29 protein-coding genes are annotated in these 26,234 nt (G+C 54.9%); 7 read left to right on the top strand and 22 right to left on the bottom strand.

Annotated features, from left to right (window positions below; all coding sequences use genetic code 11):
* Positions 1–126: 126 nt before the first annotated feature.
* On the bottom strand, positions 127–1,680 hold the full coding sequence (locus MOMUL_RS00480; protein WP_062280145.1) for a glycoside hydrolase family 26 protein: 1,554 nt from the start codon (positions 1,678–1,680) through the stop codon (positions 127–129).
* Positions 1,681–1,733: 53 nt separating this feature from the next.
* Positions 1,734–2,300, bottom strand: coding sequence for a 5-formyltetrahydrofolate cyclo-ligase (locus MOMUL_RS00485; RefSeq protein WP_062280147.1), 567 nt, complete (start codon positions 2,298–2,300; stop codon positions 1,734–1,736).
* Positions 2,301–2,935: 635 nt separating this feature from the next.
* On the opposite strand from MOMUL_RS00485, the gene MOMUL_RS00495 reads away from it, so the two are divergent.
* On the top strand, positions 2,936–3,958 hold the full coding sequence (locus MOMUL_RS00495) for an Rpn family recombination-promoting nuclease/putative transposase (protein WP_062281391.1): 1,023 nt from the start codon (positions 2,936–2,938) through the stop codon (positions 3,956–3,958).
* A 691-nt stretch (positions 3,959–4,649) separates the two neighbouring features.
* Here the strand turns inward: MOMUL_RS00495 and tsaD are convergent.
* The 13 genes from tsaD to acpS form a co-directional block, all read right to left on the bottom strand.
* A complete protein-coding gene (gene tsaD, locus MOMUL_RS00500) occupies positions 4,650–5,672 on the bottom strand; it encodes a tRNA (adenosine(37)-N6)-threonylcarbamoyltransferase complex transferase subunit TsaD (protein WP_062280153.1) in 1,023 nt (340 codons plus the stop codon).
* Positions 5,635–6,102, bottom strand: coding sequence for a ribosomal protein S18-alanine N-acetyltransferase (gene rimI / locus MOMUL_RS00505; protein WP_054938211.1), 468 nt, complete (start codon positions 6,100–6,102; stop codon positions 5,635–5,637). Before rimI ends, tsaD begins: the two co-directional genes overlap by 38 nt.
* Entirely contained in the window at positions 6,099–6,806 is a 708-nt protein-coding gene (tsaB, locus tag MOMUL_RS00510; protein WP_054938107.1) for a tRNA (adenosine(37)-N6)-threonylcarbamoyltransferase complex dimerization subunit type 1 TsaB, read from the bottom strand. Before tsaB ends, rimI begins: the two co-directional genes overlap by 4 nt.
* Complete coding sequence (gene tsaE / locus MOMUL_RS00515) at positions 6,787–7,269, bottom strand: tRNA (adenosine(37)-N6)-threonylcarbamoyltransferase complex ATPase subunit type 1 TsaE (RefSeq protein ID WP_062280156.1); 483 nt, start codon at positions 7,267–7,269, stop codon at positions 6,787–6,789. The genes tsaB and tsaE overlap by 20 nt, the downstream gene beginning before the upstream one ends.
* Positions 7,270–7,298: 29 nt before the next feature.
* Positions 7,299–7,880, bottom strand: a complete 582-nt coding sequence (locus tag MOMUL_RS00520) for a uracil-DNA glycosylase (RefSeq protein ID WP_062280158.1) — start codon at positions 7,878–7,880, stop codon at positions 7,299–7,301.
* Between the two features lie 100 nt (positions 7,881–7,980).
* Entirely contained in the window at positions 7,981–8,610 is a 630-nt protein-coding gene (gene thiE / locus MOMUL_RS00525; RefSeq protein WP_062280161.1) for a thiamine phosphate synthase, read from the bottom strand.
* A gap of 70 nt (positions 8,611–8,680) precedes the next feature.
* Positions 8,681–9,070, bottom strand: a complete 390-nt coding sequence (locus MOMUL_RS00530; protein WP_062280164.1) for a response regulator — start codon at positions 9,068–9,070, stop codon at positions 8,681–8,683.
* Positions 9,071–9,170: 100 nt separating this feature from the next.
* Complete coding sequence (locus MOMUL_RS00535; protein WP_062280167.1) at positions 9,171–9,881, bottom strand: gamma-glutamyl-gamma-aminobutyrate hydrolase family protein; 711 nt, start codon at positions 9,879–9,881, stop codon at positions 9,171–9,173.
* Between the two features lie 31 nt (positions 9,882–9,912).
* The gene (locus tag MOMUL_RS00540; RefSeq protein WP_054938113.1) at positions 9,913–10,263 is read right to left on the bottom strand and encodes a type II toxin-antitoxin system PemK/MazF family toxin; all 351 of its coding nucleotides are present in this window, start codon (positions 10,261–10,263) and stop codon (positions 9,913–9,915) included.
* A gap of 1 nt (position 10,264) precedes the next feature.
* The gene (locus tag MOMUL_RS00545) at positions 10,265–10,540 is read right to left on the bottom strand and encodes a CopG family ribbon-helix-helix protein (protein WP_106007067.1); all 276 of its coding nucleotides are present in this window, start codon (positions 10,538–10,540) and stop codon (positions 10,265–10,267) included.
* A gap of 156 nt (positions 10,541–10,696) precedes the next feature.
* Positions 10,697–11,818 carry an alanine racemase gene (alr, locus tag MOMUL_RS00550; RefSeq protein WP_062280170.1) on the bottom strand — a complete coding sequence of 374 codons (1,122 nt, stop codon included), beginning with the start codon at positions 11,816–11,818 and terminating at the stop codon, positions 10,697–10,699.
* Positions 11,790–13,376, bottom strand: a complete 1,587-nt coding sequence (locus MOMUL_RS00555; protein WP_062280173.1) for a bifunctional ADP-dependent NAD(P)H-hydrate dehydratase/NAD(P)H-hydrate epimerase — start codon at positions 13,374–13,376, stop codon at positions 11,790–11,792. The genes alr and MOMUL_RS00555 overlap by 29 nt, the downstream gene beginning before the upstream one ends.
* 117 nt (positions 13,377–13,493) lie before the next feature.
* Positions 13,494–13,865 (bottom strand): holo-ACP synthase, encoded by a 372-nt coding sequence (acpS, locus tag MOMUL_RS00560; protein ID WP_064774280.1) that lies wholly within the window; start codon positions 13,863–13,865, stop codon positions 13,494–13,496.
* Positions 13,866–14,081: 216 nt separating this feature from the next.
* Here acpS and acs point away from each other — a divergent pair, with 216 nt between their 5' ends.
* The 3 genes from acs to MOMUL_RS00575 all read left to right on the top strand — a co-directional run bounded on the left by acs (position 14,082) and on the right by MOMUL_RS00575 (position 18,371).
* Positions 14,082–16,028, top strand: a complete 1,947-nt coding sequence (gene acs, locus MOMUL_RS00565; protein ID WP_062280178.1) for an acetate--CoA ligase — start codon at positions 14,082–14,084, stop codon at positions 16,026–16,028.
* 236 nt (positions 16,029–16,264) lie between these two features.
* On the top strand, positions 16,265–17,620 hold the full coding sequence (locus tag MOMUL_RS00570; RefSeq protein ID WP_062280181.1) for a histidine kinase: 1,356 nt from the start codon (positions 16,265–16,267) through the stop codon (positions 17,618–17,620).
* Entirely contained in the window at positions 17,610–18,371 is a 762-nt protein-coding gene (locus MOMUL_RS00575) for a LytR/AlgR family response regulator transcription factor (protein ID WP_062280184.1), read from the top strand. The genes MOMUL_RS00570 and MOMUL_RS00575 overlap by 11 nt, the downstream gene beginning before the upstream one ends.
* A 143-nt stretch (positions 18,372–18,514) precedes the next feature.
* On the opposite strand, the gene MOMUL_RS00580 is transcribed toward MOMUL_RS00575, so the two are convergent.
* The 4 genes from MOMUL_RS00580 to MOMUL_RS00595 form a co-directional block, all read right to left on the bottom strand.
* A complete protein-coding gene (locus MOMUL_RS00580; protein ID WP_062280188.1) occupies positions 18,515–19,219 on the bottom strand; it encodes a hypothetical protein in 705 nt (234 codons plus the stop codon).
* Between the two features lie 155 nt (positions 19,220–19,374).
* Entirely contained in the window at positions 19,375–20,448 is a 1,074-nt protein-coding gene (gene arsB, locus MOMUL_RS00585) for an ACR3 family arsenite efflux transporter (protein ID WP_062280191.1), read from the bottom strand.
* Positions 20,449–20,520: 72 nt separating this feature from the next.
* Positions 20,521–20,910 (bottom strand): ArsR/SmtB family transcription factor, encoded by a 390-nt coding sequence (locus MOMUL_RS00590; protein ID WP_084785365.1) that lies wholly within the window; start codon positions 20,908–20,910, stop codon positions 20,521–20,523.
* Positions 20,911–21,192: 282 nt separating this feature from the next.
* Complete coding sequence (locus tag MOMUL_RS00595; protein ID WP_084785366.1) at positions 21,193–22,371, bottom strand: putative sulfate/molybdate transporter; 1,179 nt, start codon at positions 22,369–22,371, stop codon at positions 21,193–21,195.
* Positions 22,372–22,740: 369 nt separating this feature from the next.
* Here MOMUL_RS00595 and MOMUL_RS16480 point away from each other — a divergent pair, with 369 nt between their 5' ends.
* Positions 22,741–22,839, top strand: coding sequence for a DUF5320 domain-containing protein (locus tag MOMUL_RS16480; protein WP_161484942.1), 99 nt, complete (start codon positions 22,741–22,743; stop codon positions 22,837–22,839).
* Here the strand turns inward: MOMUL_RS16480 and MOMUL_RS00600 are convergent.
* Positions 22,836–23,246, bottom strand: a complete 411-nt coding sequence (locus MOMUL_RS00600; protein WP_062280196.1) for a PadR family transcriptional regulator — start codon at positions 23,244–23,246, stop codon at positions 22,836–22,838. The genes MOMUL_RS16480 and MOMUL_RS00600 overlap by 4 nt on opposite strands.
* A gap of 111 nt (positions 23,247–23,357) precedes the next feature.
* Between MOMUL_RS00600 and MOMUL_RS00605 the strand changes: the two genes are divergently transcribed.
* Both MOMUL_RS00605 and MOMUL_RS00610 read left to right on the top strand, forming a co-directional pair.
* Positions 23,358–23,840, top strand: coding sequence for a permease (locus MOMUL_RS00605; RefSeq protein ID WP_062280198.1), 483 nt, complete (start codon positions 23,358–23,360; stop codon positions 23,838–23,840).
* Complete coding sequence (locus tag MOMUL_RS00610) at positions 23,837–24,379, top strand: permease (protein WP_062280200.1); 543 nt, start codon at positions 23,837–23,839, stop codon at positions 24,377–24,379. The genes MOMUL_RS00605 and MOMUL_RS00610 overlap by 4 nt, the downstream gene beginning before the upstream one ends.
* Before the next feature lie 4 nt (positions 24,380–24,383).
* On the opposite strand, the gene MOMUL_RS00615 is transcribed toward MOMUL_RS00610, so the two are convergent.
* Together MOMUL_RS00615 and MOMUL_RS00620 are read right to left on the bottom strand one after the other, a co-directional pair.
* Positions 24,384–24,899 (bottom strand): (Fe-S)-binding protein, encoded by a 516-nt coding sequence (locus MOMUL_RS00615; RefSeq protein ID WP_062280203.1) that lies wholly within the window; start codon positions 24,897–24,899, stop codon positions 24,384–24,386.
* A 101-nt stretch (positions 24,900–25,000) separates the two neighbouring features.
* Positions 25,001–26,152: an aminotransferase class V-fold PLP-dependent enzyme gene (locus MOMUL_RS00620; protein ID WP_062280207.1), complete on the bottom strand. Its 1,152-nt coding sequence runs from the start codon at positions 26,150–26,152 to the stop codon at positions 25,001–25,003.
* Positions 26,153–26,234 lie beyond the last annotated feature (82 nt).

Below are 26,234 nucleotides of genomic sequence, written 5' to 3' on the forward strand. Positions count from 1 at the left end.
TGAAGCTCAAAAAAAGAAACAATTTCCTTTTGCCCAGCATTAATTAAGTTCCACACCTTTTATTGGGGCTATTTTAGGTCCCGCTACCAGACATTTAGAAATGGAACGAGCGCAAACAAAGCCGGCCTACCACGGGACCACCGCCTGGAACCGGTAGTGGGGATCCTGCAGGCCTTCCTTGAAGGCCGCCTGGCTCCGGGGCGAAGAATCCAGGTTATAGAGCCACTTGCCGTCCACCTGGTTAAACCACACGGCAATCTTAATATTGGGGTAGCGTAGCGCCAGGCTCCGGAAACATTCCCGGATCCAGGCCGCCTTGTCGCCGCCCACTTCGTTACTAGAGAACTCGGTAATCATGAAGGGCTTCTTCCCGAAATAATACATATACTCGCGGTACAGGGGCTCATAGATTTCATTAAACCCGCGCCACGTGTCGGCGGCATGGCTGGTGCCGTTGTTGTAGCCCGTCAGGCCGATCCAGTCCACGGTTTGATCCCCCGGGTAATAGAGCAGGTAATTATTCCATTTAAAGTTGGGAAAGGAGCGGTCGTGGGGGTTAAAGACAAAAAGGACATTATTCGCCCCCTCCGCCTTGAAGAGGCGATAGACATGCTCCCAGGCCATTTTAAAAATATCCGTATCCTTACCGTAGTACCAGGCCGACCAGGTGGACCAGTCGCCGTTCATTTCGTTGCCAAAACGGACGAAAACAGGGTCCTCAAGGGCTTTAAACTGCCGCGCCCATTCCCGCAAAATATGGTCATACTTGCCCTGGATGAGGTCGATGAGGGAGGTATCATCCTTTTTGCCGTACCACCAGGGCTGGAGGGCAACCATCAGCACGCGGTTATCATCGTAGATTTTCTTTAATTCTTCAAAGTTGAAGCGGGTATCAAAGGCGGCATAAGTAATGAGAAATTGAAATTTAAAGTCCAGCTCTTTTTCCAGGGGCAAGAGCTTGGTAAAATACTCCAAGCGCCCCAGCTTGTGGGGGTTAAGGATGCCCCACAGGGTTTTATCTGCCGGGATCACCAGGCGGTGATACCGGCCTTCGATTTCGATATCCCGCTGGACCGGCGGGGCTGCCGGCAGGGCAGGTACACCTTGCGGCGGCAGGGGTTTAAAGGTCTGGATAATCCGGTTTAAATCCCGCGCTGCGGCCGTAAAATTGGCCTCGTTGCTTTTGAGCATAAAAGTATAGACAGTTTTGCCGGCGACCAGGTCATACTCGAAGTAATAGTTTAAATCCCCGGCGTCCATTTGCTGCCGCGTCCACTCAAACCGCCAGGTATAGTAGCCCCGGATATTTAACTGCTTCTGGCCCTGGAGCTTAATGCTGCCCCACCCCTCCTGGAGGCTACGGTTGCTGTAAAGGACGTATTCCTCGGCACTGATTTTCCCTAAGGGTTGGGCGAAGATAGATAATTTGGCGTAACCGGGTTTGGCCAGGATGGTTGCTACCCCCGGGATAATCTCCTGCTGCCAGCCGGCAGGATAGTTTAAACTGAAACCATCATAAGTATTTACTAGCTCCTGCCATTCCTGAGTATCATTATCTACCGGGGTCATACTCAAGTTACCAGGAATATTGCCGGCAACCTGCGGCTGTTGCTGCAGGCGCCCGCTACCCAGGGCCAGGAGAAAAAGAACCAGGAAAACAAGCCAGGTCCAGTTGCGCACCAGTTTCCTTCCTTTCGATGATTGTTACCCCCTCCGGCTCGGGCCTTTATGCCTCAGGGCTGAATAATTTCTGTATCAGTGATCACCATATCCACCGGCCGGTCATGGGCCGCGGGATAAACGTCAGGGACAATTTGCTCGGCAAAAGCCAGGGCGATGGTTCTGGCCCCGGGCCTTAAGAGCGCCAGGAAACGGTCATAATAGCCGGCGCCGTAGCCCAGGCGGTTGCCGGCCCTATCGAAGGCCACCCCGGGTACTATGACCAGGTCGATGAGTTCTGGTTCCAGGGGGCGTAAGCTTTCCGGCCTGGGTTCCAGGATACCCCAGGTGCCGGGCTGCAAATCGTCCGGGAAAGCCAGGACTTCCGAAGCAATAAGGCGCCGCCCTTCCCGCACGCATAGGGGAACGGCCACCCGTTTTCCCCCGGCCAGGGCCGCTTTAATCAGGGCAGGGGTAGCCACTTCACTGCCAAAGGAAACATAACTCATCATTATGCCGGCCTGCTGCCAGGCAGGTAGTTCCAGGACTTTTTTAACGATAATCTCGCTTTTAGCTTCCCTGACTGCTGCTGCCAGGTCGTTACGCCTGGCTAGAATCTGCTGCCTTAACTGCTTTTTCAAGGTTACACCCCCGGCCCGGCAAGCTGGCCTTTAGATATTAGACATAAAAGCGCCAGATTCCTTCCCTGACTCTAAGAAAACAGTCCCAGGACTTCTTAATAAAAACACCGTCCCAGCCTGTATCCACAACCTTTCCACATGTTAATACCTTGAAAATCAAGCCTTTCAGCCAGTTATCCACATTTAGTGGATAACTTGAGGCCAGAATGGTTTTAAATTTATCCACAGCAAGGGAGGCCTTAATTCCAGGTTAGTCACAGGTTTATACACATTATCCACAGGCTAAATCGTCCACAAAAACAGCCGTTCAGGTCCCAAAAAGGTCCCAGGACGGTCCCAGGAACCTGTTAATAAAGGGGTAAATCGGGGATACCTTTAAACCTCGGAAAACGCTTTTGGTCATAAAAATTATTCTCATGCCAGTGTCCAGGGCCAGCCAAAAGATTGGAAAGTATCTATATTCCTTGGCTGACTATGCGTCACCCATTTCTGCCGCCGCTTCTTGGTTTCGGGGTCACGGGGCAAGCTCCCTGGACCTCTCTCTTACCGGCTTACCGGGGACCGTTAGCTTTCCAAAAACTATCCCCCTGCTCCAAAAATATGGTATAATGGTATATCAAGAAGAAGGTGATCCCTTGCCGGAAAATGAAGGGCAACCCCGGCCTCCCCACCACCCCCACGACAAGGGTTACCGGCAGCTCCTGGCCGACAAAAGAGTGTTCCTGGAACTCTTAAAGACCTTCGTCCGGGAAGAATGGGTGGCGGCCATCGACGAAAACGACCTTATCCTGGTGAATAAATCCTACGTCCTTCAGGATTTCAGCGAGAAAGAAGCCGATGTCGTCTACCGGCTCAAGACCAGGGATAAAAACGTCATCTTTTACATCCTGCTGGAGCTGCAGTCAACGGTAGACTATCTGATGCCCTTCCGCCTTTTGCTATATATGGTTGAAATCTGGCGGGAAATCTACAACAACACCCCACAGGGCGAACGGGAGAGCAAAAATTTCCGCCTGCCGCCCATCATACCGGCAGTGCTCTATAACGGGGCTAATAACTGGACGGCGGAACTATCCTTCAAAGAAATGCTAGACGGTTACCAGAATTTCAGCGGTCATCTGCTGGACTTCCGCTACCTGCTGTTTGACGTCAACCGTTACAGCGAAGAAGAGCTCGTCAAAGCTGCCAATGTAATCGCCAGCATATTTTTACTGGATCAAAAAGCCAGGCCGGAAAAGCTGGTAATTCGCCTCCAAAAACTGGCGGGAGCAATAAAGACTATGACGCCCGAAGAGTTCCGTCATATAACAACCTGGCTGAAGCACGTTATCAAACCTAAAATGCCAACCGGCATACAGGCAAAAGTGGATTGCATCCTGGATGCCAACAAACCCTGGGAGGTGGAACAGATGATTAGCAACCTGGAAATAGCTCTGGATGAAATGAGGCAAGAGATTTTATTGCAAGGAAAGTTAGAAGGAAAGCTGGAAGGAAAGTTGGAAGGAAAGTTGGAAGGAAAGTTGGAAGGGAAATTGGAAGGGAAACGGGAAGTGGCCCGGAACCTGCTTTTGCTTAACGTCGACATTGATACAATCATCAAAGCCACAGGGCTTGCCCCGGAAGAGATAAACGCCCTGAAGAAACAATTGGAGCAGTGATTTTTGGCTGGCCGTAAGTTCAGGAAAAAGCCCGCCTTATCCACCGGGGCGGGCCTTTTTATTATAACTTGCCGGAGCCGTGCGGCCGCTTGCCGGGAATTATGCTCACGTCTTCCTGGCCGGACACTAAGGATATATATCTTGAGCCTGACTCTTTTTAAAACTACTTTAGAGCCCCGTATTTGGCTTCTGTTAGTTCATACCCCTGGCGATAAATGTTCTAACCTGCAGCAAAAATTAAACTTTTGCACCAAATGACAAGGGCTACTTTTAGAAAACATGCGTTTAATATCAGCCGGAGCGATGAGCAATGAGAAGTCGAAACGCTCCCATAAATGTTTGTGGCAATCGAAAAGGGGACCACTGTGGTAACCAGAAAGGGACCCACCCCCGTTTAGATGTAACCCTCTTCTCTAGTTGCCCAACCTTCCGTGTCAGGAATGCTGTTATGATGAAGCCGTCATTAGAACTTGTTTCCCTATACACTACCACCAGAAATTTCGCGGGAGTTATTTCTCGCACGGCCAACAGCTCTCCGCGGCTCCCTGCCAAAACCCCAGCATATGCCCCCGTCTTCTCTCCAATCACAATTTTCTCCAGCTCCCTTTCTGCTAACTTTAGTCTAAACAGAAATGTGCTGCATCAGCAACATTAATACAAGTACCGGTTGTTGGGTAGGTTACATTATAATTTAATAAAGGGGTAAATCGGGGATAGCGTTTAAATCCAGGGGGGCAAAGTCCCGGCGCAGGTACTGGTAGTAGGCGGCGCAGGCTATCATGGCGGCATTATCGGTGCATAAGGCAGGTGACGGGCAAAAAACGGGCAGACCTGCCTCCCGGCCTGCTGCCGCCAACTCCTGGCGTAAAGAGCTATTGGCCGCCACACCCCCGGCCAGGAGGATGGAACGGGTAGCCGTGCGCCTGGCTGCCTGGATGGTCTTCGTTACCAGGACCTCGACCACCGCAGCCTGGAAACTGGCCGCTACATCGGCCCGGTTAACCTCCGTACCGGTTTGCCGGGCATGGTGGAGGTAATTGATTACCGCGGACTTCAGGCCGCTGAAGCTGAAGTCCAAGCTACCTTCTTCCAGCCAGGCCCGGGGGAAATTGATGGCCCGGGGATTGCCTTGCCGGGCCAGCTTTTCTAGCTCAGGGCCGCCCGGGTAGGGCAGGCCCAGTACCCGGGCCACTTTATCAAAGGCTTCCCCGGCCGCGTCGTCCCGGGTAGCCCCCAGGATGCGCCGGGAGGTATGGCTTTCCAGGTAGACCAGGCTGGTATGGCCGCCAGATACCACCAGGCAGGCGGCCGGCAGGGGTAAATGGGGGTACTGCAAAAATCCGGCATAGATGTGGCCCAGCAGGTGGTGGACACCGATGAGGGGTTTATCCAGGGCATAGGCCAGGCTTTTGGCGTAGGCCAGGCCCACCAGCAAAGCCCCCACCAGGCCGGGCCCATAGGTAACAGCCACGGCATCCAGGTCGGTGAAGGACAGGCCGGCGGCGGCCAGGGCTTCGGCCACTACCGGGACGATATTTTCCATGTGATGCCGGGAGGCAATCTCCGGCACTACCCCGCCAAAACGACGGTGGGTAGCAATCTGGGAAGCAATGATATTGGCCCGTACCTCAGTACCATTAATAACGATGGCTGCCGCCGTCTCGTCACAGGAAGTTTCAATGGCCAGAATAGTAGTTGCTGGTTCCAAGGCCATTCTCCTCAAAGAAATGTTTCCACATAATGATGGCGTCTTCGCGATTATCGTTATAATAACCTTTACGTACCCCGGCGCGGAAGAAGCCAAGGCGTTCATAAAGGCGCTGGGCCGGCCGGTTGGAAACCCTTACCTCCAGGGTCATCCTGTCGGCGCCCAGGCGCACGGCCTCCTGCATCAGGACCTTGAGGAGCAGTTCCCCCAGGTGCCGGCCGCGGTAGTGGGGGTGAACGGCCACATTGGTAATATGGGCTTCATCAAGGATAATCCACATCCCGGCATAGCCGATAACCTGCCGGCCGGCCAGGGCTACATAATAATAGGCGAAATTGTTGTTATATATCTCATTTAAGAAGGAGTGGCGCGTCCAGGGGGTAGGAAAGGAAACCCTTTCAATGGCCAGCACCCCGTCCAGGTATTCGCTGGTCATGGGCAGGATTTGCACTTCAACTGGGCCTGCCTCTCCGCCGGTGACGGGCGGAGGTAAAGTGGCTTTAACTGGAAAAGGTCGTCCTCCTTCCCGGCCAGGAGGCGTTCCCGCCCCAACCTGGCTATCTGCGCCGCCCGCGGCAAGGTGCTGGTGGAGGGAAGAAAGCGGGCCCTGGTGCCCAGCTGCTGCCATACTTCCCAGTAGGGTGCTACCCCATCGCCTAAAAAGTAGACCGGCATAGTGGAGGATTTTAATGAGTCGACCAGCGAGTAAGGATCCAGGGCCTGATATGGCGTTAAACGGCATAATTCTCCCTCCTGCCAGCGGTAAAGGGCCGTATATACCTCCTGGCGGCGCGCATAGAGCACCGGACAAACCAGCCCCGGTACCTCCCAGGCGTTCCAGGCCAGGCCATCCAGGGTGGGGATACCGGCCACCGGTTTTTGCGCCGCGTGGGCCAGGCCTTTGACTGTAGCCAGGCCAATGCGTAAGCCTGTAAAGGACCCCGGCCCCAGGGCCACGGCCAGGCCGTCAAGATCGGCAAGTTTCACCCCGGCCTCACGGAGCAAGGTAGCGATCATGGGTAACAGGCGCTGGGAGTGGTTTTTGCGGGTATTGAAAAACAATTCGGCTACCAGCCGGTCGCCATCGATTAAAGCCACCCCGGCAACCTGGGTGGCACTGTCAAGCCCCAGGACCAGCAATTTGTTTCAACTCCTCCAGGATACGGGCATAATGCTGCCCCCTGGCCGTCAGGGTGGCGCGGCGGCCTGCCGTGGCATCATACTCCAGGCAAACCTCCAGGTACTCCGGGGGTAAAAGTTCCTCTAGGCGCTCCCCCCACTCAACCAGCGTCACTCCCTGGCCGTAAAAATATTCCTCCAGCCCCAATTCCAGGGCAGCCTCCGGGTCTTCCAGGCGGTACACATCAATATGATAAAAGGGAAGGCGGCCCTGGTGTTCCTGGATCAGGGTAAAGGTGGGACTGGTAACCGTACCGCTCACCCCCAGGCCTTGAGCCAGGCCCTGGGCCAGGGTGGTCTTGCCGGCTCCCAGTTCCCCGGTGAGGATAACAACATCTCCCGGACCTAAAAGCCTGCCCAGGACCCGGCCCAGCTCCCTGGTAGCCCCGGCATCCTTTAACCGTATTTGCACAGCAGTCACCATTCAGTCATTCTATTGCGAGTCTCGCCCGTTCACTGCTCAAACTCCAGGGACAGTTGTTCCGCCTGCAAGGCGCGGTAAACGTCCCGCAAACTTTTAAAATCCTCCCAGACTGGCCGTTTTTTTGCAGCATCCCTGAGCAGGGCTGCAGGGTGAAAGGTGGGCAGGTAACGAATACCATCCCTGGCAATCCACCGGCCCCGCAACCGGGTGATGCTGGCCCCGGGGGCAATTAAAGTCCGGGTAGCCACAGCCCCCAGGCAGACGATAATTTTAGGCTTAATAAGTTTAATCTGGGCCTCCAGGATTGGCCGGCAGGCCTGTATTTCGGAGGCATCTGGCTGGCGGTTACCCGGCGGCCGGCATTTAACGACATTGGTTATATATAATTCTTCCCGTTTAAAGCCGGCAGCAACCAGGATGCGGTCGAGAAGCTCTCCGGCAGGGCCGACAAAGGGTCGCCCCAGTTCGTCCTCCTGGGCCCCGGGGCCCTCCCCCACCAGCATTAAGCCGGCCCGGGGGTTCCCTTCACCAAAGACCACCTGCCTGGCCCGTTGCCTTAAGCTGCATCCCCGGCAGGCCACGGCCTTCTGTCGCAGGGCTTCCAAGTCCATCAAGCAACACCCAATACCTTACTTCTACCTTTCCGGCGATAATCCTGCCACGTAATTACTATTCCTGGCTGGCCTGGCACTGCCGCATAGCATCTATATACTAGTGCCGGGCCCGCCTGACGGCGGCCAGCAATTCCCGGGCGGCAGCGGCCACGTCCGGAGCACCGATCACCGCCGAGACGACGGCCACGCCGTCGGCTCCAGCCGCAATAACCTCAGCAGCGTTGTTGCTATTGATGCCGCCTATGGCGACAAGTGGCACAGTGACTGCGGCCCGGATGGCCTTTAATCCCGCCAGGCCGATGGGCTCGCCGGCATCTTCTTTACTTCTAGTAGCGTAGATGCTGCCAACGCCCAGGTAATCCGCACCATCCGCAACTGCCTGCCGGGCCTCAAGTACCGTCCCCGTTGATACCCCCAGGATTTTTCCCGGGCCCAAAAGCTCCCGGGCTACCCTGGCCGGCAAATCCTCCTGGCCGATATGCACGCCGTCGGCCTCTACGGCCAGGGCTACATCCAGGCGGTCGTTAACGATAAAGGTAGCCCCGGCAGCACGGGTAAGCTGCCGGATCTCCCGGCCCAGCTCTACCAGCTCCCGGGCCGGCAGGTCTTTTTCCCGCAGCTGGATGGCTGTCGCCCCGCCGGCCAGGGCCTGGCGCACCAGTTCCAGGGTTGGCCGGCCCCCGCCCAGGTTGGTAGTAATAATGACGTACAGGTCCCATGGAGCCATCATTTTGTCCTCCTCCAGGAAGTCTAAAAGCCACCTGCCGTAATACGCAGGCGGCTTTTATACTTCGTTATTACGGTGCCAGTTTCCTGCAATCCGCTTCTTCCCCGGGTAAGAGTGCCCTCACCCTGGCTTTTAATTCTTCCAGGTCAAAGGGCTTGTAGATAAAATCACTGGCCCCCAGGTGCCAGACTTCCGGCAGCGTCGCTGCATCAACGTAAGCCGACATGATAATTACTGCTGTATGCGGGGCCAGGGCCTTGATCCGTGGTAGGGCTTCCAGCCCGCCCATGATGGGCATCCTAACATCCATCACCACTACATCCGGCCGCCAGCGCTCTACCTGGCGCAAGGCATCCCGCCCGTTAATGGCCGTAGCAACCTGGTAGCCTTCTTCCTGAAAAGCAAGCTGCAATAAGGTACGCACCCCGTGCTGGTCATCAACAATGAGTATCCTTGGCAAGGCCTATACATCCTCCGGCTTACATGGAAAATTACTTCCCCTATCATTAATTTATTCGACAGGTAATGACCTATTTCCTGCAACTATGGAAAATAATGTGTTAGATGTTATTGCCCCGGGCTTGTTCGACAAAATTTTCAAATAGCTCTTTTTGCCGCCGGTCGTGACAAAATAAATCCTCAGGGTGCCACTGGACGCCAATTACCGCTACCTTCCCCTCACCTTCCAGGGCCTCGATCAGGCCATCAGGAGCCACGGCACTCACCCTTAAACCCTTACCCACCCGGCGGACTGCCTGGTGGTGCAGGCTGTTGACCCGCGCCGTAGGCCCGAAAATTCCCGCCAGCCTGGTGCCTGGTATAACCTTAATATCATGGCCGGGTTGCTCTCTAGGCCCGGCCTGGTTGTGTTCCAAGGCACCTGGAACTTCCCTTTTGATGTCCTGGTACAGGTCACCCCCGGCAGCTACATTAAGTACCTGGATGCCCCGGCAAATGGCGAGGATGGGCATTCCCGCCGCCAGGGCGGCGCGGGTAAGGGCCAGCTCAAAGGCATCCCGCTCCGGCAGGACTTTATACAGCGTAGCTTCCGGCCGGGCGTTAAAAAAAGAAGGCTTAATATCACCGCCACCCGTTAAAAGCAAGCCATCAATTATTGCCAGGTAACCTGCCACCAGTTCCGGGTTTACCGGCGGTAAGAGCACCGGCAGGCCCCCGGCGGCAGTAATAGCCTGGAGGTAGGCCGCCCGTAAAAAAACGCGTTCCCGGTCACGCTCCAGGTCACAAGTAACCCCTATTCTCGGCGCAGCCATAAATCTTCCCCCGTAACTTCCTCTCCCCAAACTATAGCTCTATCAAACCCAGGCTGATCTCAATGGCCCGGTTGACCTTTTCCAGGGTTTCTTCATCAAGGACGGCTACCTTTTGCTTGAGGCGGCTTTTATCAATGGTGCGGATTTGTTCCAGGAGGATAACCGAATCCCGTTCCAGGCCGCTCCTGGCAGCGCTGATTTCCACGTGGGTAGGTAGTTTGGCCTTGGCAATCTGGGAAGTGATAGCGGCGACAATGGTGGTAGGGCTGTACTGATTGCCAATGTCATTCTGGATGATGAGTACCGGCCGCGTTCCTCCTTGTTCGGAACCGACCACCGGATTTAAATGGGCATAAAAGACGTCTCCACGACGAACCAACATTTTATTTACACTCCGCCAGCCTGTCATCGTAGTATCTCTGGGCTTCATTTTCTACATCATAGTTTTCCACCGCAAGGGCCAGATTGATTGACGCCATTTCCTGGTAGCCCCGTTTCATTTGCTCCCGGATATTGCGGCGTTTACGCTCGGTAATATATAGTTTCATGGCTTCGCGAATAAATTCACTCCTATTACGCCTTTCCAGGGTCGCCAGGCCGTCAACCTCGGCCAGGAGGCTTTCCGGTAGACTGATCATGATCCGCTTGACACCCGGCAAGAAAAGGCACCCCCTATATTGGATGTGAGAAATGAGAAGTTAGAAATGGAGAGGCAACTAAACTTCTCAAATAATATTGCTGTCATGATATAACCAATTATAGCGGTAAAGGATTACCAGCGCAAGGCCGGGAGAAATCATTTTAACGGCCATTTTTTAACTTTGCTTATATACCCGCGGTACCCTCCCGGAAATCAGGCAAAGGATCTCATAGTTTATCGTTCCCATCCAGGCAGCTACTTCCTCCACCGGTAAAAGCTGCTCTCCCTGGCGGCCGAAAAGGACAACTTCATCACCGGCGCGGGCTTCTGGTATAGCCGTGACGTCTATCATACACTGGTCCATGCAGACCCGGCCAATGACCGGCGCCCGCCGGCCCCGGATTAATACTTCCGCCCGGTTGGAAAGGAGGCGCGAGTAGCCGTCAGCGTAGCCCACCGGCAAAGTCGCTACCCTGGCGGGGGCAGGCGTACAGTAGGTGCAGCCGTAGCTAATAAACGACCCGGCCGGCACCTCCTTCACCAGGACGACCCTGGTCTTTAAGGTCATGGCCGGGCGTAGATCCAGGCGCTCCCTCTGGACCTCCGGGGAAGGATAATGGCCATAAAGAATGAGGCCCGCCCGCACCAGGTTGAAATGGGTTTCCGGCAAGTCGATAATGGCCCCGCTGTTGGCCGCATGGCGCCAGGGGAAGGTTATGCCCTGTTGCTCCAGGTCGGTAATTACCCCTTGAAACAGGGCCAGTTGCCGCCTGGTATAGGTTTTATCGGCTGCATCGGCAGCGGCAAAATGGGTAAATATGCCTTCCAGCCGGACGTGGGGCAATCCGGCTATGGCCAGAGCCGCCGCTACAGCTCGATCAGGCAAAAAACCCAGCCGTCCCATGCCGGTATCAATTTTTAAATGCAGCCGCGCCCGGGTACCAGCAGCAGCGGCGGCTGCATTCAGGGCCCGGGCCTGTTCCAGGCTAAAGACCGTCTGGGACAGGTCCGCGGCCACCACCCGGCCGGCATCTTCGGCCGGGGTATAGCCTAAAATAAGCACAGGGGCTGTAATACCCTCCTCCCGTAAAGCCAGGGCTTCATCTAGCGTGGCCACTCCCAGCCAGGTGGCCCCGTTGGCCAGGGCCGTCCTGGCTACCGGTACGGCCCCGTGGCCGTAAGCGTTGGCCTTAACAATAGCCATAATCTCTGTTTGGGGAGCTAGTATTTTTTTAATGGTGCGGACATTGTGGGCGATCGCATCCAAATCAATCTCGGCCCAAACCGGCCGTGACACCGGCCTCCACCTCCAAATTGCGGCAAACCGCTGGTAAAAAGTTTAACAAATCTCCCGCCAGGAGAGCATGCTGGCCCAGGCTGGCCCGCGCCTCGTCCCCGGCCGCTCCATGCAAGAAGGCCCCCAGGGCCGCAGCCACCCCGGGCTCCAGCCCCTGGGCCATAAGGCCGGCTATAATCCCCGTCAGGACATCACCGCTGCCGGCGGTAGCCATGCCGGAATTCCCGGTAGGATTAATGTAGGCCTGCCCGTCAGGCCAGGCAATTATGGTCCGGGCGCCTTTAAGGAGGAGAACCACCTGCCATTCCCGGGCGTACTTCCTGGCTATCTCCAGGCGGTCTTCCTGGACTCTGGCCGCCGTTGTCCCCACCAGGCGCGCCATCTCCCCCGGATGGGGTGTCAGAACCAGGGGACCGTGATCACCGGTAAGGATACTGGTATCTGTTGCCAGGGCGTTGAGGGCATCGGCATCGACCACCGCCGGAACTTTAAGGCGGGGTAGGAGCTCCTTTACCAGTTCCACAGTTGCCGGGTCCCGGGAAAGGCCGGGGCCAAGGGCCAGGACGTCACATGCCGCCAGGCGTTCCACGATGGGGTCCAGGGCCTCCCGGCTTAAGTATCCGCCAGGTGTTTCCGGCAAGGGACAGGTCATGACTTCCGTCGTCTTCATTTCCAGGATCCCGTGGACACCGCGGGGTACGGCCGCCGTTACCAGGCCGGCCCCGGCCCTTAAAGCGGCCGTGGCCGCCAAGGCAATGGCCCCGGTCAGGCCCGGTGAACCGCCCACGGCCAGGACATGGCCGTAAAGGCCCTTGTGACCGCTGGCCTCCCGTTTGGGCAAGCAAGAACGGCACCAGGCCGGCGTCAGCAGGTGCAGGTTAAAGCGCTGGCTGTCAATGAGTTTCTGGGGGATGCCTATGTCGGCCACCTCCAGGCGGCCGGTGTAGCTCGCCCCCGGCTCGACGACCAGGCCCAGTTTGGGCAGGGCAAAGGTTACGGTCCAGGTAGCCTGAATGCAGGGGCCAAAGGCCCGGCCGGTATCGGCTTCCAGGCCGGAGGGCAGGTCAACGGCCACTGTATCCCGGTGGGCTTTATTGATCATGGTAATGACGGCTGCCGGTAAGCCCATAGCTGCTCCCTTAAAACCGGTACCAAAAATGGCGTCTACCACCAGGTCGGCATAAAGGAGGGCGATGTCAGCCCGCTGGAGGTGGCTTTCCCCCAGGAGGGGGAAGATACGGCCACCCATTTTCTGGTATATCTCTAAATTGGTGCGGGCATCGCCGCGCAGGTCTTCCGGCCGGGCCAGGAGGAAGACCTTGACCTCCGCCCCCTGGTTTAAAAGATGGCGGGCCACCACCAGGCCGTCGCCACCGTTATTACCTTTGCCGCAGAAGATTAACACCCGGCGGTTCTTCACCCGGTCTTGAAAATGGCGCCGGATGGATTCCACTACCCTCAAGCCCGCATTTTCCATGAGCACAATGCTGGGCACCAGGTACTCGCTGGAAGCCAGGCGGTCCAGCTGCCCCATTTCCGCGGCCGTTACCAGGTACATGGCTCATCCCTCTTTCAAAATAGCTTCTGCGCGGGCCGGCTTTGTTTTCGTTCGCTCCAAACTAAAGCCAGCCCTTAATTTTCATGGTTTCGTGGTTGGGGCGCCAGCCCCGCGGGACTACTCTTCCAAAGCCAGGGCTACTGCCGTGGCATAGGCCTGGCAGTGGGACAGGCTAACGATTATGGTGCCGGCTCCCACCTCGCGGGCCAGTTCCCTGGCCCGGCCATAAAGCACTACCCGGGGCCGCCCGCCCTCTTCCCGGCTAATCTCAATGTCCCGGAAGGAACAACTACCCAATCCCACCCCCAGGGCCTTCATTACCGCCTCTTTGGCGGCAAAACGGGCGGCCAGAGAAGCCCCGGGACGGTGCCGGCTGCTACAGTACTCCTGTTCCGCTGCCGTAAATAACCTGGCTAACAAACGCGGGTGGCGCTTTAAAGCCCTTTCCAGGCGCTCAATTTCAATAATGTCAATGCCAAGGCTTGCCATAATCCCATCCTAACCATTTTACTGCTGCTTAATTCCCTTTTGCTTTATTCGGCAATAATGGTGAAAAACCTCCTGCAAATTTTGCCCCTTTTTTCCCAAAGCTGCTTAAACCTCTTTGCCTACCACTAAGACCGGCGAGACGACCTTTGGCGCCCAAAGCCTTTATTTTTCTTGCTTTCCCGCTTAAGATAGAAACACAGGAAGGGAGTGAAAACCATGAGTAAAGACACCAGGACCATCGAAACACTGTTAAAAGAAAACCGCACTTTCCCTCCCCCGCCGGCCTTTGCCGCTGCAGCCAATGCCAGGGACGCCGGAATATATAAGGAAGGCGAAGATATGGAAAAATTCTGGGCCAGGGAAGCTGCTCAACTCCACTGGTTCCGGCCCTGGGACCGGGTGCTGGAGTGGGAATATCCCCTGGCCTGGTGGTTTAACGGCGGCACCCTCAACGTTTCGTACAACTGCCTGGACCGGCACCTGGAAACCTGGCGCCGCAATAAGGCGGCCCTTATCTGGGAAGGGGAACCTGGGGATTCTGTCGTCCTTACCTACCGCGACCTCTACCGGGAAGTCAACAAGTTCGCAGCGTGCTTACGTTCCCTGGGGGTCAGGCGGAATGACCGGGTAACCATCTATCTACCCATGATCCCGGAACTGCCAATTGCCATGCTGGCCTGCACCCGCATTGGCGCCGTCCACAACGTGGTCTTCGGCGGTTTTAGCGCTGCCGCCCTGCGGGACCGGATTAATGATATAGGCGCCAAAGTGCTGATCACCGCCGATGGCGGCTTCCGTAAAGGCAGGGTAGTTGCTTTAAAGGAACACGCCGATACCGCCCTGGCCGAGACCCCTACTATCGAGAAAGTCATCGTTACCAAACGCACCGGGGAAAGGGTAAATATGCAGCCGGGCCGGGACCTCTGGTGGCATGAACTCATGGCCGCCGCTCCTCTCTATACCCCGCCGGAACATATGGAGGCTGAAGATCCTCTCTTTATCCTGCATACAAGTGGCACCACTGGTAAACCAAAGGGAGTTGTCCATACCACTGCCGGCTACCTGGTTGGCGTTGCCACTACCTCCCGTTACGTCTTCGACCTAAAAGATGAAGACGTCTACTGGTGTACTGCCGACATCGGCTGGATTACCGGCCACAGCTACGTCGTCTACGGTCCCCTGGCCAACGGGGCCACCGTTCTCATGTATGAGGGCAGCCCCGACTACCCCCAGCCGGACCGTTACTGGCAGATTATTGAGAAATACGGTGTTACCATTTTTTATACCGCTCCCACGGCCATCCGCTCCTTTATGCGCGCCGGCCCGGCCTACCCGGCCCGGCACGACCTCTCCTCCCTGAGGCTACTGGGAACAGTCGGTGAGCCCATTAACCCCGAGGCCTGGATGTGGTACTACAACTATATCGGCCACCGCCGCTGCCCCATTGTCGATACCTGGTGGCAGACGGAAACCGGGATGATCCTCATCACCCCCCTGCCGGGCTTGACCCCCTTGAAACCCGGCTCAGCCTTCCGGCCCTTCCCGGGGGTAGAAGCAGCGGTAGTCGACGACCGGGGCGAACCGGTACCACCAGGTAAAGGCGGCTACCTGGTCATTAAAAAACCCTGGCCGGCCATGATGCGCACCATCTTCAACGACCCCGAACGCTATGTCAACCAGTACTGGAACCGCATCCCTGGCTATTACTTTACCGGCGACGGCGCCCGCGTAGATGAAGACGGCTACTTCTGGCTCCTGGGCCGGGTGGATGACGTCATTAACGTCTCCGGCCACCGCATCGGCACCATGGAAGTGGAAAGCGCCCTAGTGGATCACCCTGATGTTGCCGAAGCGGCCGTCATCAGCCGGGAGCATGAAATCAAGGGGCAGGCCATAGTGGCCTTCGTCACGGTCAAGGACGGCGTCGAGGCCACCCCCGCTCTGGCCCGGGAACTGAAGGAACATGTGGTACAAAAGATCGGTGCCCTGGCCAGGCCGGAAGCCATTTTTTTCACCGCCGAATTGCCCAAAACCAGGAGCGGTAAAATCATGCGCCGCCTCCTCAGGGATATTGCCGAAGGCCGCGCCCTGGGGGACACCTCCACCCTGGCCGACCCGGCAACGGTAGCCAAACTGAAAGCCGCTTACGCCGAGGAAGCGTAGTCCCGAGGTCGGAGGGAGGAAGCCGGGGGTCGGAAGCTCGGAGGAACTAGCTGCTAAAGCCGGTTCCACATCGAGAAGGGAGAGCCCGTGAACAGAAGGGTTCTCCTTTTATATTTGGGGCAGTGCAGTTATAGATGTCCCTGATTGACAAAGAAGCCAGTTCGTTGTAGCATGGAATTAACAAGGATTAGTACCTGCTTTCTTAATTTTCTTGCCGGTAGATGGGAGAAATGGCCATGAATTATATATTTTACCTCCTGTTTATTGCTTTGACCCTGGTAGAAACCATAGCCGCAATCATCCTTTTCCACGCTTCACCCTTCCTGGCCTTCCTGGCCTTCGGGGGATCAAACGCCCTGGGGTTAGGGGCTTTAAAAGCTTTCCAGGGGCCCCCTTGCTCATTAACCCAGTCTCCGGTGGAAGAAGAGGATGAGATCGGCGGGACGGAAGGTATTTTCGCTTCTACCCTGCAGATTGCCCATGAGACCCTGCCGGTATTACGCGGGGGGTTAAATGAAGCAACGGCCGCCAAGACGGCCGAAATCATCCAGAATATCACCGAAGTCCCGGCCATAGCCATCACCGACCGCGAACACGTCCTGACCTTCCTGGGGGTAGGCTGCGACCAGCACCGGGCCGGTGACCGGATCTTAACGGAAGCCACGAAAGAAGTCATCGCCACGGGCAAGTTGAAGGTGGTGCATACCCCCCAGGGGCTCTGCTGCCCCAGGTATAATATGGGCTGTAACTGCCCTTTAAAAGCAGCCGTTATCGTTCCTTTAAAATGCCGGGAGGAAATTGTCGGCGCTTTAAAGCTCTACCAGACCCGGGAAGGGGTCTTCCCGCCCCAGATCATCCGCCTGGCCATTGGCCTGGCCGATCTTTTGAGCCTGCAAATCGAGCTGGCCGAGCTGGACCGCCAGCGCCAGCTCCTCACGGAAGCCCGGCTGGAAGCATTGAACGCCCAGATCAACCCCCACTTCTTCTTTAATACCCTGAATACCATTATCAGCTTCAGCCGTACCGACCCGGAGCGGGCCCGCCGCTTGCTGATCCGCCTGGCCAGCCTCTTTCGCCGCACCTTAAACCGCCGCGGCAGCCTGACAACTTTGCGGGAAGAGCTGGAATGTGTCCGTACCTACCTGGTCCTGGAAAAGGCCCGTTTCGGTAGCAAATTCCGCTACTTCCAGGACGTACCGGTAGAATTGCTGGATTATCACATTCCTGTCCTCAGCCTGCAGCCGCTGGTAGAAAACGCCATCAACCACGGCCTGTTGCCCAAAGAGGGGCCCGGGATGATCAAAATATCCGGGCGCCTGGCAGGCAATGAGCTCCATTTAACCGTAAAGGATGACGGTGTCGGTATCCCGCCTGAGAAAATCCCCCTGGTTCTCCAGCCAGGATACGGGTCTGGTAACGGCGTCGGTTTAAGTAACGTCAACCTGCGCTTCCAAAATCTTTACGGCCCCGATTACGGTTTGCGCCTGGATAGCAACGCTAACGGCACGACAGTTTTCCTGCGGGTGCCCGTTATCCGGCCGGCAGTCGTAAAAGACGCCTCAGCAAAGGAGTTGCTAGTCAATGAAGCTTAAAGCCCTGATTGTGGATGACGAATACCCGGCGCGGCAGGAACTGCGCTTTATGCTCCAGGAGTTCAAAGATGTGGAAGTAGTGGGAGAAGCGACCAATGCCCGGGAGGCTTTGAATCTCGTCAGCGCCCTTGATTACACGGTGCTTTTCCTGGATATCAATATGCCCGGGATGAACGGCCTGGAACTCTCCCGGGCTATTCAAAAGCGACCCAACCCGCCCTTCATTATCTTTGTCACGGCCTATGAGGAGTACGCCCTGCAGGCCTTTGAAGTCAACGCCGTCGATTACCTTTTAAAGCCCTTCGATGAAAAACGCCTGCGCCAGGCCATTGATAAAGTCCGCCGCCTGGTGGAACAGCGCCAGCAGCAGCCGGCAACTCCTGAAGCAGGTCCCGGCAGCGACGGCAAGGGCCGCCTCAACCGCCTGCCGGTAGAAAAGGATGGCAAGACCATCCTCCTGGATCAAAACGACCTGATCTATGCCTGTACCCAGGGGGATAATGTTTATTTAAAAACATTAAATGAACAATACCTAACCCGTTTTACCCTCAAAGAACTGGAAAACCGCCTGGACCCCCGGGTTTTCTTCCGCTGCCACCGCTGTTATATCGTCAACCTGACCAGGGTGCGGGAAATCGTTCCCTTCTTCAACGGCACCTACACCCTGATAATGGCCGACAAGCAGCAGAGCGAGGTGCCGGTGAGCCGCAACCAGGCCCGCAAGCTGAAAAGCCTCCTGGGCATCAATTAAAATATTTTAAGCGGGCCAGCACCCGAAAATCAGAAGGGGAAAAAGTAACCCAGGTAAGACCAAAGTAAGAAGTGGGAATTTAAAATAAGAAGTGGGTATTTGAAAAGAGGCAGGAAGCTGCCTCTTTTTTTGAGCCATATAGTTTAGAAACCGTACCTGCTTGTTAATAAAACAGTTATTATTATAGCAATGGCGCTTATAATCACACCGGCTAAAGTATTCCTTTGACTCCTGCTGTACTCATGTAATTCCTGATGCAGTAAATTCAGCCTTTCCTCAAACCTGCTATATATTTCTCCCATTTCCTGGCGTAATCGGTTTGATTTGCTCTCCAAACGGTTAAGATCTTCTTTCATTTCCTGGCGCGACTGATTCAGTCTGCCTTTCAGGCCGTTGAGCCCGTCTTTAGTTTCCCGGCGCACCTCATTGAATCTGTCTTCCATGCTGTCCAGTCTTTCTTTCATTTCCTGGCGCGTTTGATTCAATCTACTTTCCAGGCCGTTTAGACTTTCTTTCATTTCCTGCCGGGATTGATTTAGCCTGCCTTCCAGCCCGTTTAGACCTTCTTTCATTTCCTGGCGTAAATTATCCAGTTTTACATCGATTTTCTTATCCAATTCGGCTACTTTTATATCTATTCTTTGGTCCAGGGCTGCTATTTTTCCCTCTAAACTATCTTTTACACCGTCAATACGCTGGGATAAATTGTCTATCCTCAAGGAGAGGTTGTCCACCCGCTGGGCAAGGTGATAATAACCGAATTCCGCTATCTTAGGTTCCACGCCTTCCGAAGCCGCGGCAATCTCTTGCCTGGCGCCTTCTATTATCTCTTTTTCCGACATGGCCATCACTTCCCCTCTCCTTTCTGCTATTATTTTAACACTTTCCGGAGGGACCAACAAGCAAAATTTACCTGCCGGGTTCCTCGCAGGGTAATATGTCAAAAGGGAGGCAAATGCTTACCGCCTCCCTTTTCCTCTTCATTTCCCGTCTTATTTCCTATTTATTTCCTCCTCGGTACAGCTCCATAGTACCGCCGCTGGAAGCTCAAGGCCACGTTCACCAGGCCGATCATCACCGGCACTTCAATCAAGGGCCCGATAACCGCCGCAAAGGCCTGGCCGGAATTGATGCCGAAGACGGCCACGGCCACGGCTATGGCCAGCTCAAAGTTGTTGCTGGCGGCCGTAAAGGAGAGGGTGGTGGTTTGCTCATAGTTGACCCCCAGCCGCATGCTGAGGAAAAAGGAGATTAAGAACATGAGGACAAAATAACAGATTAGGGGAATGGCTACCCTGACCACATCCATGGGTAGAGAGACGATATACTGCCCTTTCAGGGAAAACATAACGACAATGGTAAATAACAGGGCGATTAGAGCCAGGGGGCTGATTTTGGGGACAAAGGTTTTCTCGTACCATTCTTTGCCCCTGGCTGGCATGAGGGTAAAGCGGGTGATAACGCCGGCCAGGAAGGGGATACCCAGGTAAATGGCCACGCTGGTGGCCACCTCGCCGATGGAGACGTGGACTTTCATCCCCTGCAGGCCAAGCCACGCCGGCAGCAGGGTGATGAAAATATAAGCGTAAATTGAATAAAAGATAACCTGGAAGATGGAGTTTAGCGCCACCAGGGCGGCGGCGTACTCGGCATCACCCCGGGCCAGGCTGTTCCAGACAATGACCATAGCAATGCATCGCGCCAGGCCGATTAAAATGAGGCCGGCCATGTATTCCGGGTAATTGTGTAAAAAGATAATGGCCAGGATAAACATCAGGATAGGGCCGATAATCCAGTTCTGAACGAGGGACAGGGCCATAACTCTGCCGTTGCGGAACACCTTGCCCAATTCCTCGTACTTGACCTTGGCCAGGGGCGGGTACATCATGACGATCAGGCCGATGGCGATGGGGATGGAAGTTGTTCCCACAGACATTTTATTCAAGGCCTCCGCCACCCCGGGTACGATATAACCCAGGGCCACGCCGAAGGCCATGGCCAGGAAGATCCACAGGGTCAAAAAACGGTCCAGCAGGGATAACCTGCCCACGGGCTGATAGTTATTTGCTGGTGCCATGATTTAAATACTCCTCATTTTATTAGAGGTGAGAGGTAGAAAGTGCGAAGTGGGATCATCTGATCTCTTTCCCTAACGGTCACCGTCTTTACTACCCCTCTTCCGGGGCGGGCGGCAGGCAACCTTGGGGTTCTCCAGTAGCTGCAGCAGCTTATGGTAGTCGGCAGTAAACTCTTTCTTTTCCGCTAGGGGCACATCCAGATAGGCCAGCCAGCCCTGGAGGACAGCGGCCAGTTTTTCTTTATTAAGGTGGTAAAATACCCACTGGCTCACTTTTTCCTCCCAGACCAGGTCCGCTTCCTTCAGGACCCGCAGGTGCTGGGAGATGGCCGGCTGGGTAATGCCCAGGATCTCTTCCAGCTCGCAGACGCACAGCTCCTGTTCGGCCAGCAGGGCAATAATCCGCAGCCGCAGGTGCTGGCCCAGGGCTTTAAAGGTCTTTTCCCACTCCTTCAATGTCACCCCCCTTCACCTCCTTTATAAGTCATTTGTTATATAATATTGGGCTTAAAGAACTTTGTCAAGTAGATTTAAGCGTCAAGCTTAATTTTATCAGTCGGTGGCCAACCCGGAAGAACAAAGCAAAGGAAAACATTCTCCATTTTTATAGATCGTGGAGGGGGGCGTTAGCCCCCCCTTAGGGGGCTTATTTAAAAATAGGCTCTTGCTATCATTTTCATCCTCCGTGGGTGCCACCAGCCGGCATGAATGCCTACTGATGTTCCTCCCTGCCCTATAAGGGCCTCAAAACCTTACCCATCCCCTCGCCAGAGCTTCATTTAACAATAACCCCACTACAAAAGCAACTCCCATATTCCACATCGCAAAACCCGCCGTGACCAGCGTAACGTAAAATTCCTGCCTGCTAGCAGAATCAGGTTTCGCCGTTAAAGCCAGCTCCGCCCCAGCAAAAAACAAAATCACGCCCAAAATGGCCGGGGGGAACAGCTGAAAAAGTATATTTACCCCATGATTAAAAAAGAGGGCAACTACAATAACCAGGGAGCCCAAGATAACCAGGGCTCCGCCGGTCCGGGCACCGAAACGTACGTGGCCGGCCATTCCTCCCGCTCCATGGCACATGGGTACCCCGCCAAAAAAAGGGGCCAGGAGGTTCATTAAGCCTGTGGAAATGGCAATTTTACCCTCGGTGATACGCCTCGCAGGAAAGAGCTCGTTATTTTCCGCCACGATAGCAATAACGGCATTACCTAGAGTCAAAGGGACTTGCGGTAAGGCAAGGAGCAACGAACCCCTGACCAGTTCGGGCCAGGTGAACCGGGCCAGGGTGAATTGCGGCAGGGATAAGCCTATACTTTTCTTTAAATCTACTATTAGCGCCGGGTTAGCGGCAAGGCTGGTGCCAATTCCTAACGCCAGCAACAAAAACATGACCGGAAATTTACGGTTACCCAGCAAGGTAAAGGCCACAATTAGCGCCACAGCCGCTAAGAAGTAATTTGTAGCCATGGAACGGATGCCTTCTACCATAAATGTAAAACCCAGGCCCAGCACAATCCCATGGACAACAGGTTTTTTGGCCAGGGCCGCCACCCGGTCAATAATGCCTGTCAGCCCCAGGAATAACCATACCAACCCTGTAAAAAACCCGGCACCCCATATGGCTGCGGGTGTAAAACCTCCGGCCTGGGCAACAGAGCCAATACCGATGGCCTTCATGGGTTGAATGGGTATAGGCGTCTTATAAAAAAAACCGGCAATGATCTTGGCCAGGCCAAAGGCAAAAAGAAGGCCGGCAGGATCCATCTTTAAAATGGTTATGTAGGCCAGAACAAAGGGAATAAGGGTACCCAGGTCACCAAAAGCGCCGGCCCACTCAAGCAGATCATAGCGATTACCGGCTAAAAAGGAGGCTGCTTCTTTTTTTATGAGAAAGCTTGCCTTTGCTTTTTGAAAACCCATTGCTAAAACACCTCCAACAAGACGTTATGACTAAATAAACATATCGCTAATAAAATCATTCGCCTCTATAAACGTAATATCCTTCCTCAGGTGCCTTTTTTGCCCTTTATATCCAGCCTTGCAAATAAACCTGTAGTTCTTTCATCAGACAAAGACACCGTTGACAATTACATCCTGGAGGTTGTATAATATAATTAAACTTATATATGCCAACGACATATATAAGCTAATTACAGCATGGGGGGATTAAATATGTGCCAGTGTCACCACAGTCATGGCTATTACTATGGAGGCCATAGCGGTCATCAGGGCGGGTGCTGCTGCCATGGCCATCACCCCGGGGGCTTCCACCGTCACTATCTAACTGCAGTGGAGAAAAAAGACCGGCTGGAAGCATACCTTAAGGAACTACAGGCCGAAGTAAAAGCCGTGGAGGAAAGGCTGAAGGAACTGGGCGAAGGGGCTTAATACCCCTTCGCCGCATCCGTGTCGTGCCCGCTAAAAAGTTTTTCATATCGCGCCAGGAAAGTTTCCAGGGCGGCTTTATTGCGCCGGATGGTCACCGCCCAGTCATGGAGGTAATCTACCCCTTCCGGGGTTATCTCATACCGGCGGCGGGCCGGTCCCGGGCCGCTGGTCGACCAGTGGGACCGCACCAGGCCTTCTTCCTCCAGGCGGCGTAAGTGGCGGTAAACGGCCCCGGCATCGGGAACGCCTTCCCATAATCCCAGGCGGTTCATGCTTTCCATCAGCTCGTAACCGTGGGTGGATTTCTCATAGAGCAGCAATAATAGGCAGGGCTGCAAAAAGCCTTCCATGCGAGCGCCGCGACAATCGCAGCGATTGTGATGCCCGCCGGGTTCATAACCGCACATGGATTCACTCCCTATCTGCTATTTACATATGTGTGTTAATATACAATAATAGGATAAACCAATAATTCCATCCCGTCAATAAGACGCTATAACATATAAAGGAGAGATGCCATGTTTACCCTGCTTCTTTACCTGCTGGCCCTGGGCGGGCTGTTAATTTCTTTTTGGAAAGACCGCCATAAAACCCGGCTGGCTTTAATGAAAGGCTGGAAGGCCTTTACCAACATCTTACCCGACTTTGCTGTCGTCCTGGCCCTGATAGGGATCATGCTGACTTACCTGTCACCTCATACCATTGCCGCCCTGGTGGGCAAAAACAGCGGCTTCCCGGGCATGCTGGCCAGCTCCATAGTCGGCTCCGTTACCCTTATTCCCGGGTTTGTCGCCTTTCCCCTGGCCAAATCTTTGCTTGACCGGGGCGCTGGAATCATGCAGATGGCTGTCTTCGTTTCGACCTTGATGATGGTGGGCGTCGTCACCGCTCCCCTGGAAAGCAGGTATTTCGGTAAAAAAGAAACTATCCTCCGTAATTCTTTGAGCTATGTCTTTTCCTTTATCGTGGCTATTATCATCGGGATGGTGGTGGGAGCATGAAATTACTTAACTTAATTAAGACTTACCGCTACTTTTTATTAATCATTCTCTTTGACGTGGTAATAGCCTTCTTTCATCCAGGCACCGGCTATACAATTTTTAAATACACCGCCGGTAACTTTGCAGAAATGCTCTCCATTCTCCCGCCGATTTTTCTCCTCCTGGGCCTGCTGGATGTCTGGGTACCGCGGGAAACGATTATCCGCTACCTGGGTGAAGGCTCCGGCTTAAAGGGCATTGTCCTAAGCATAATACTGGGGGCGGCCGCCGCCGGGCCCCTTTACGGTGCCTTCCCAGTGGCCGCCGTCATGGCGAAGAAAGGCACCAAATACAGCAACATTATTATTTTCCTCTGTTCCTGGTCGACTTTAAAAATCCCAATGTTCCTGTTTGAAATGTCAGCCCTGGGCATAAAGTTTGCCCTGACCCGCTGGCTGGTCAACATCCCCGGGATACTGGCGATTGCTTATATTATCGACCGCCTCATAGGAGCGGAAAACAAAGCGGAATTCTACCGGCGCCAGATGGCAAATCCATAGCGGCTTACCCCAGCAACCCCTGCAAGGCGTTGAAGCGTTCACTATTTTCCGCCTCCGCCAGGGGCAGGCAATCCGCCAGGGCGTTCTCACCGCTCAGCAACCTGGTGGCAAAAGCCAGGCAGGTTAACTGGCCGCACCGGCGGCAGTTGGTCCCGGGCAGCCATTTGTATATTTGCAGCGCTGTGGGCCTTTCCTTTTTGGTGAAAGTGGGCGAGATTTCCTTTTGCCGCCGGTGGGTATCGTTGATTAAATCCTTGAGCCAGTCCAGCACCTGGAGGGCGTCCGTCATATTGACCGCTTTGGCCATGGTAAGCTTGCGGGGGTAAAGGGTTATGAGCCGAAACTCTTTCATAAAGGTCAGGTTTTTAGCGTAATGGTTATATACGGCATTTTTAATCACGGTATTGAGGTAGGGTAATAACTCCTCAATGTCCTGGCTCAAAACCGCCTGCAGGCGGATCTTTTCCGCATCGGCCAGGCAGGTCTCCACTTTGGTGACGTCTATCTTTTCCAGAAACACAGGTGCCGCCTCCCATATCTCTATTGCTGCCTGATGAATCATAGCCTCTTTCCCCATGCCGGCCCACTAGGGCCCTTTTGATAACAGGACCTCCCAATAATTCAGCTTGTTAGTTCTACAATTTCCTTTACCGCCGTTAAAAAGGCATCTATCTCTTCCGTGGTATTAAAATAACTTACGCTGGCCCGCACCGTTCCCCGCTCCAGGGTGCCTAGGGTTTTATGGGCCAGGGGCGCACAGTGCAGGCCCACCCGGACCATAATTTCGTGGCTCTCGTCCAGGGCGTAGGCCACCTCTTCCGGGGCCAGTTCTTTAATGTTAAAGGAAACCACGCCCACCTTGCGCGCCGTTTCCCGGGGGCCATAGACGATCACTGCAGGTAACTCTTCCAGCCCGGCCAGTATCCTGGCCGTCAGAAACTCCTCGTGGGAACGGATGCGGCTGATCCCCTGGTTGAGGATATATTCCACAGCCGCTTTAAGGCCGGCGATGCCGACAACGTTCAGCGTCCCGGCCTCAAAGCGATCCGGAAGGCCCTCAGGCATGTACTCCAGGCGGGATACCGAACCGGTACCCCCTTCCTTCAGGGGACGCAGGTCGAAACCGGGACGTATATAGAGGCCGCCGGTACCCATGGGGCCGAGCAGGCCTTTGTGACCGGTAAAGGCCAGGAAATCGATATCCAGTTCCTGGACATCTATGGGATATGCCCCGGCCGTCTGGGCGGTGTCCAGCAGAACAGGCACCCCGTGCCGGTGGGCTGCGGCAGTAATTGCCTGCACCGGCATCACCGTTCCTGTAACATTGGAGGCATGGGTGCAGGCCAGCAGGCGCGTTTCCTCATGGAAGGCCGCATCCAACTCTGACAGTAGCAATTCGCCGTCTTCCCGGCAGGGCACCACGGTAATGCTTATACCGCGTTCCTTCTCCAGGGTTTTCAAACAGCGCCAGACGGCATTATGTTCCATAGCCGTAGTAATGACATGATCGCCGGGGTTCAACCAGCCCTTGAGGACCAGGTTGATTGCCTCGGTGGCGTTGGTGGCAAAAACGATGCGGGTGGCGTCATTAATGTTAAATAACTTCCCCAGTAGCCGCCGGCACTGGAAGACTATCTCTTCCGCCGCCAGGGCGCGGCGGTAGCCGCCCCGGCCGGCGCTGGCTCCTATATTCTTCATAAAATGCTCCATAGCCTGCCAGACTGCTGGCGGCTTGGGAAAGGTGGTGGCCGCGTTATCCAGGTAAATGGCCATATAATTACCTCCCCGGCTGTAAGTATAGTGTTTGGGCGATGTTATGTAACCTCTGCATGAACCCCATGCTCCCCAAGATGTG

This window comes from Moorella mulderi DSM 14980, from assembly GCF_001594015.1.
GTDB classification, from domain to species: domain Bacteria; phylum Bacillota; class DSM-521; order Neomoorellales; family Neomoorellaceae; genus Neomoorella; species Neomoorella mulderi.

What these genes read in the sequence shown, in the direction of transcription:
- acs (WP_062280178.1), top strand. Translation starts at nt 14,082, where the DNA reads ATGAGTAAAGACACCAGGACCATCGAAACACTGTTAAAAGAAAACCGC.
- MOMUL_RS00610 (WP_062280200.1), top strand. Translation starts at nt 23,837, where the DNA reads ATGAAATTACTTAACTTAATTAAGACTTACCGCTACTTTTTATTAATC.
- MOMUL_RS00600 (WP_062280196.1), bottom strand. Translation starts at nt 23,246, where the DNA reads ATGTGCGGTTATGAACCCGGCGGGCATCACAATCGCTGCGATTGTCGC.
- arsB (WP_062280191.1), bottom strand. Translation starts at nt 20,448, where the DNA reads ATGGCACCAGCAAATAACTATCAGCCCGTGGGCAGGTTATCCCTGCTG.
- tsaE (WP_062280156.1), bottom strand. Translation starts at nt 7,269, where the DNA reads ATGGTGACTGCTGTGCAAATACGGTTAAAGGATGCCGGGGCTACCAGG.
- MOMUL_RS00575 (WP_062280184.1), top strand. Translation starts at nt 17,610, where the DNA reads ATGAAGCTTAAAGCCCTGATTGTGGATGACGAATACCCGGCGCGGCAG.
- MOMUL_RS00595 (WP_084785366.1), bottom strand. Translation starts at nt 22,371, where the DNA reads ATGGGTTTTCAAAAAGCAAAGGCAAGCTTTCTCATAAAAAAAGAAGCA.
- thiE (WP_062280161.1), bottom strand. Translation starts at nt 8,610, where the DNA reads ATGGCTCCATGGGACCTGTACGTCATTATTACTACCAACCTGGGCGGG.
- MOMUL_RS00540 (WP_054938113.1), bottom strand. Translation starts at nt 10,263, where the DNA reads ATGTTGGTTCGTCGTGGAGACGTCTTTTATGCCCATTTAAATCCGGTG.
- MOMUL_RS00605 (WP_062280198.1), top strand. Translation starts at nt 23,358, where the DNA reads ATGTTTACCCTGCTTCTTTACCTGCTGGCCCTGGGCGGGCTGTTAATT.
- MOMUL_RS00520 (WP_062280158.1), bottom strand. Translation starts at nt 7,880, where the DNA reads ATGGACTTGGAAGCCCTGCGACAGAAGGCCGTGGCCTGCCGGGGATGC.
- MOMUL_RS00580 (WP_062280188.1), bottom strand. Translation starts at nt 19,219, where the DNA reads ATGGCCATGTCGGAAAAAGAGATAATAGAAGGCGCCAGGCAAGAGATT.
- MOMUL_RS00535 (WP_062280167.1), bottom strand. Translation starts at nt 9,881, where the DNA reads ATGGCTGCGCCGAGAATAGGGGTTACTTGTGACCTGGAGCGTGACCGG.
- acpS (WP_064774280.1), bottom strand. Translation starts at nt 13,865, where the DNA reads ATGGCAAGCCTTGGCATTGACATTATTGAAATTGAGCGCCTGGAAAGG.
- MOMUL_RS00555 (WP_062280173.1), bottom strand. Translation starts at nt 13,376, where the DNA reads ATGTACCTGGTAACGGCCGCGGAAATGGGGCAGCTGGACCGCCTGGCT.
- tsaD (WP_062280153.1), bottom strand. Translation starts at nt 5,672, where the DNA reads ATGGCCTTGGAACCAGCAACTACTATTCTGGCCATTGAAACTTCCTGT.
- MOMUL_RS00570 (WP_062280181.1), top strand. Translation starts at nt 16,265, where the DNA reads ATGAATTATATATTTTACCTCCTGTTTATTGCTTTGACCCTGGTAGAA.
- rimI (WP_054938211.1), bottom strand. Translation starts at nt 6,102, where the DNA reads ATGACCAGCGAATACCTGGACGGGGTGCTGGCCATTGAAAGGGTTTCC.
- MOMUL_RS00620 (WP_062280207.1), bottom strand. Translation starts at nt 26,152, where the DNA reads ATGGCCATTTACCTGGATAACGCGGCCACCACCTTTCCCAAGCCGCCA.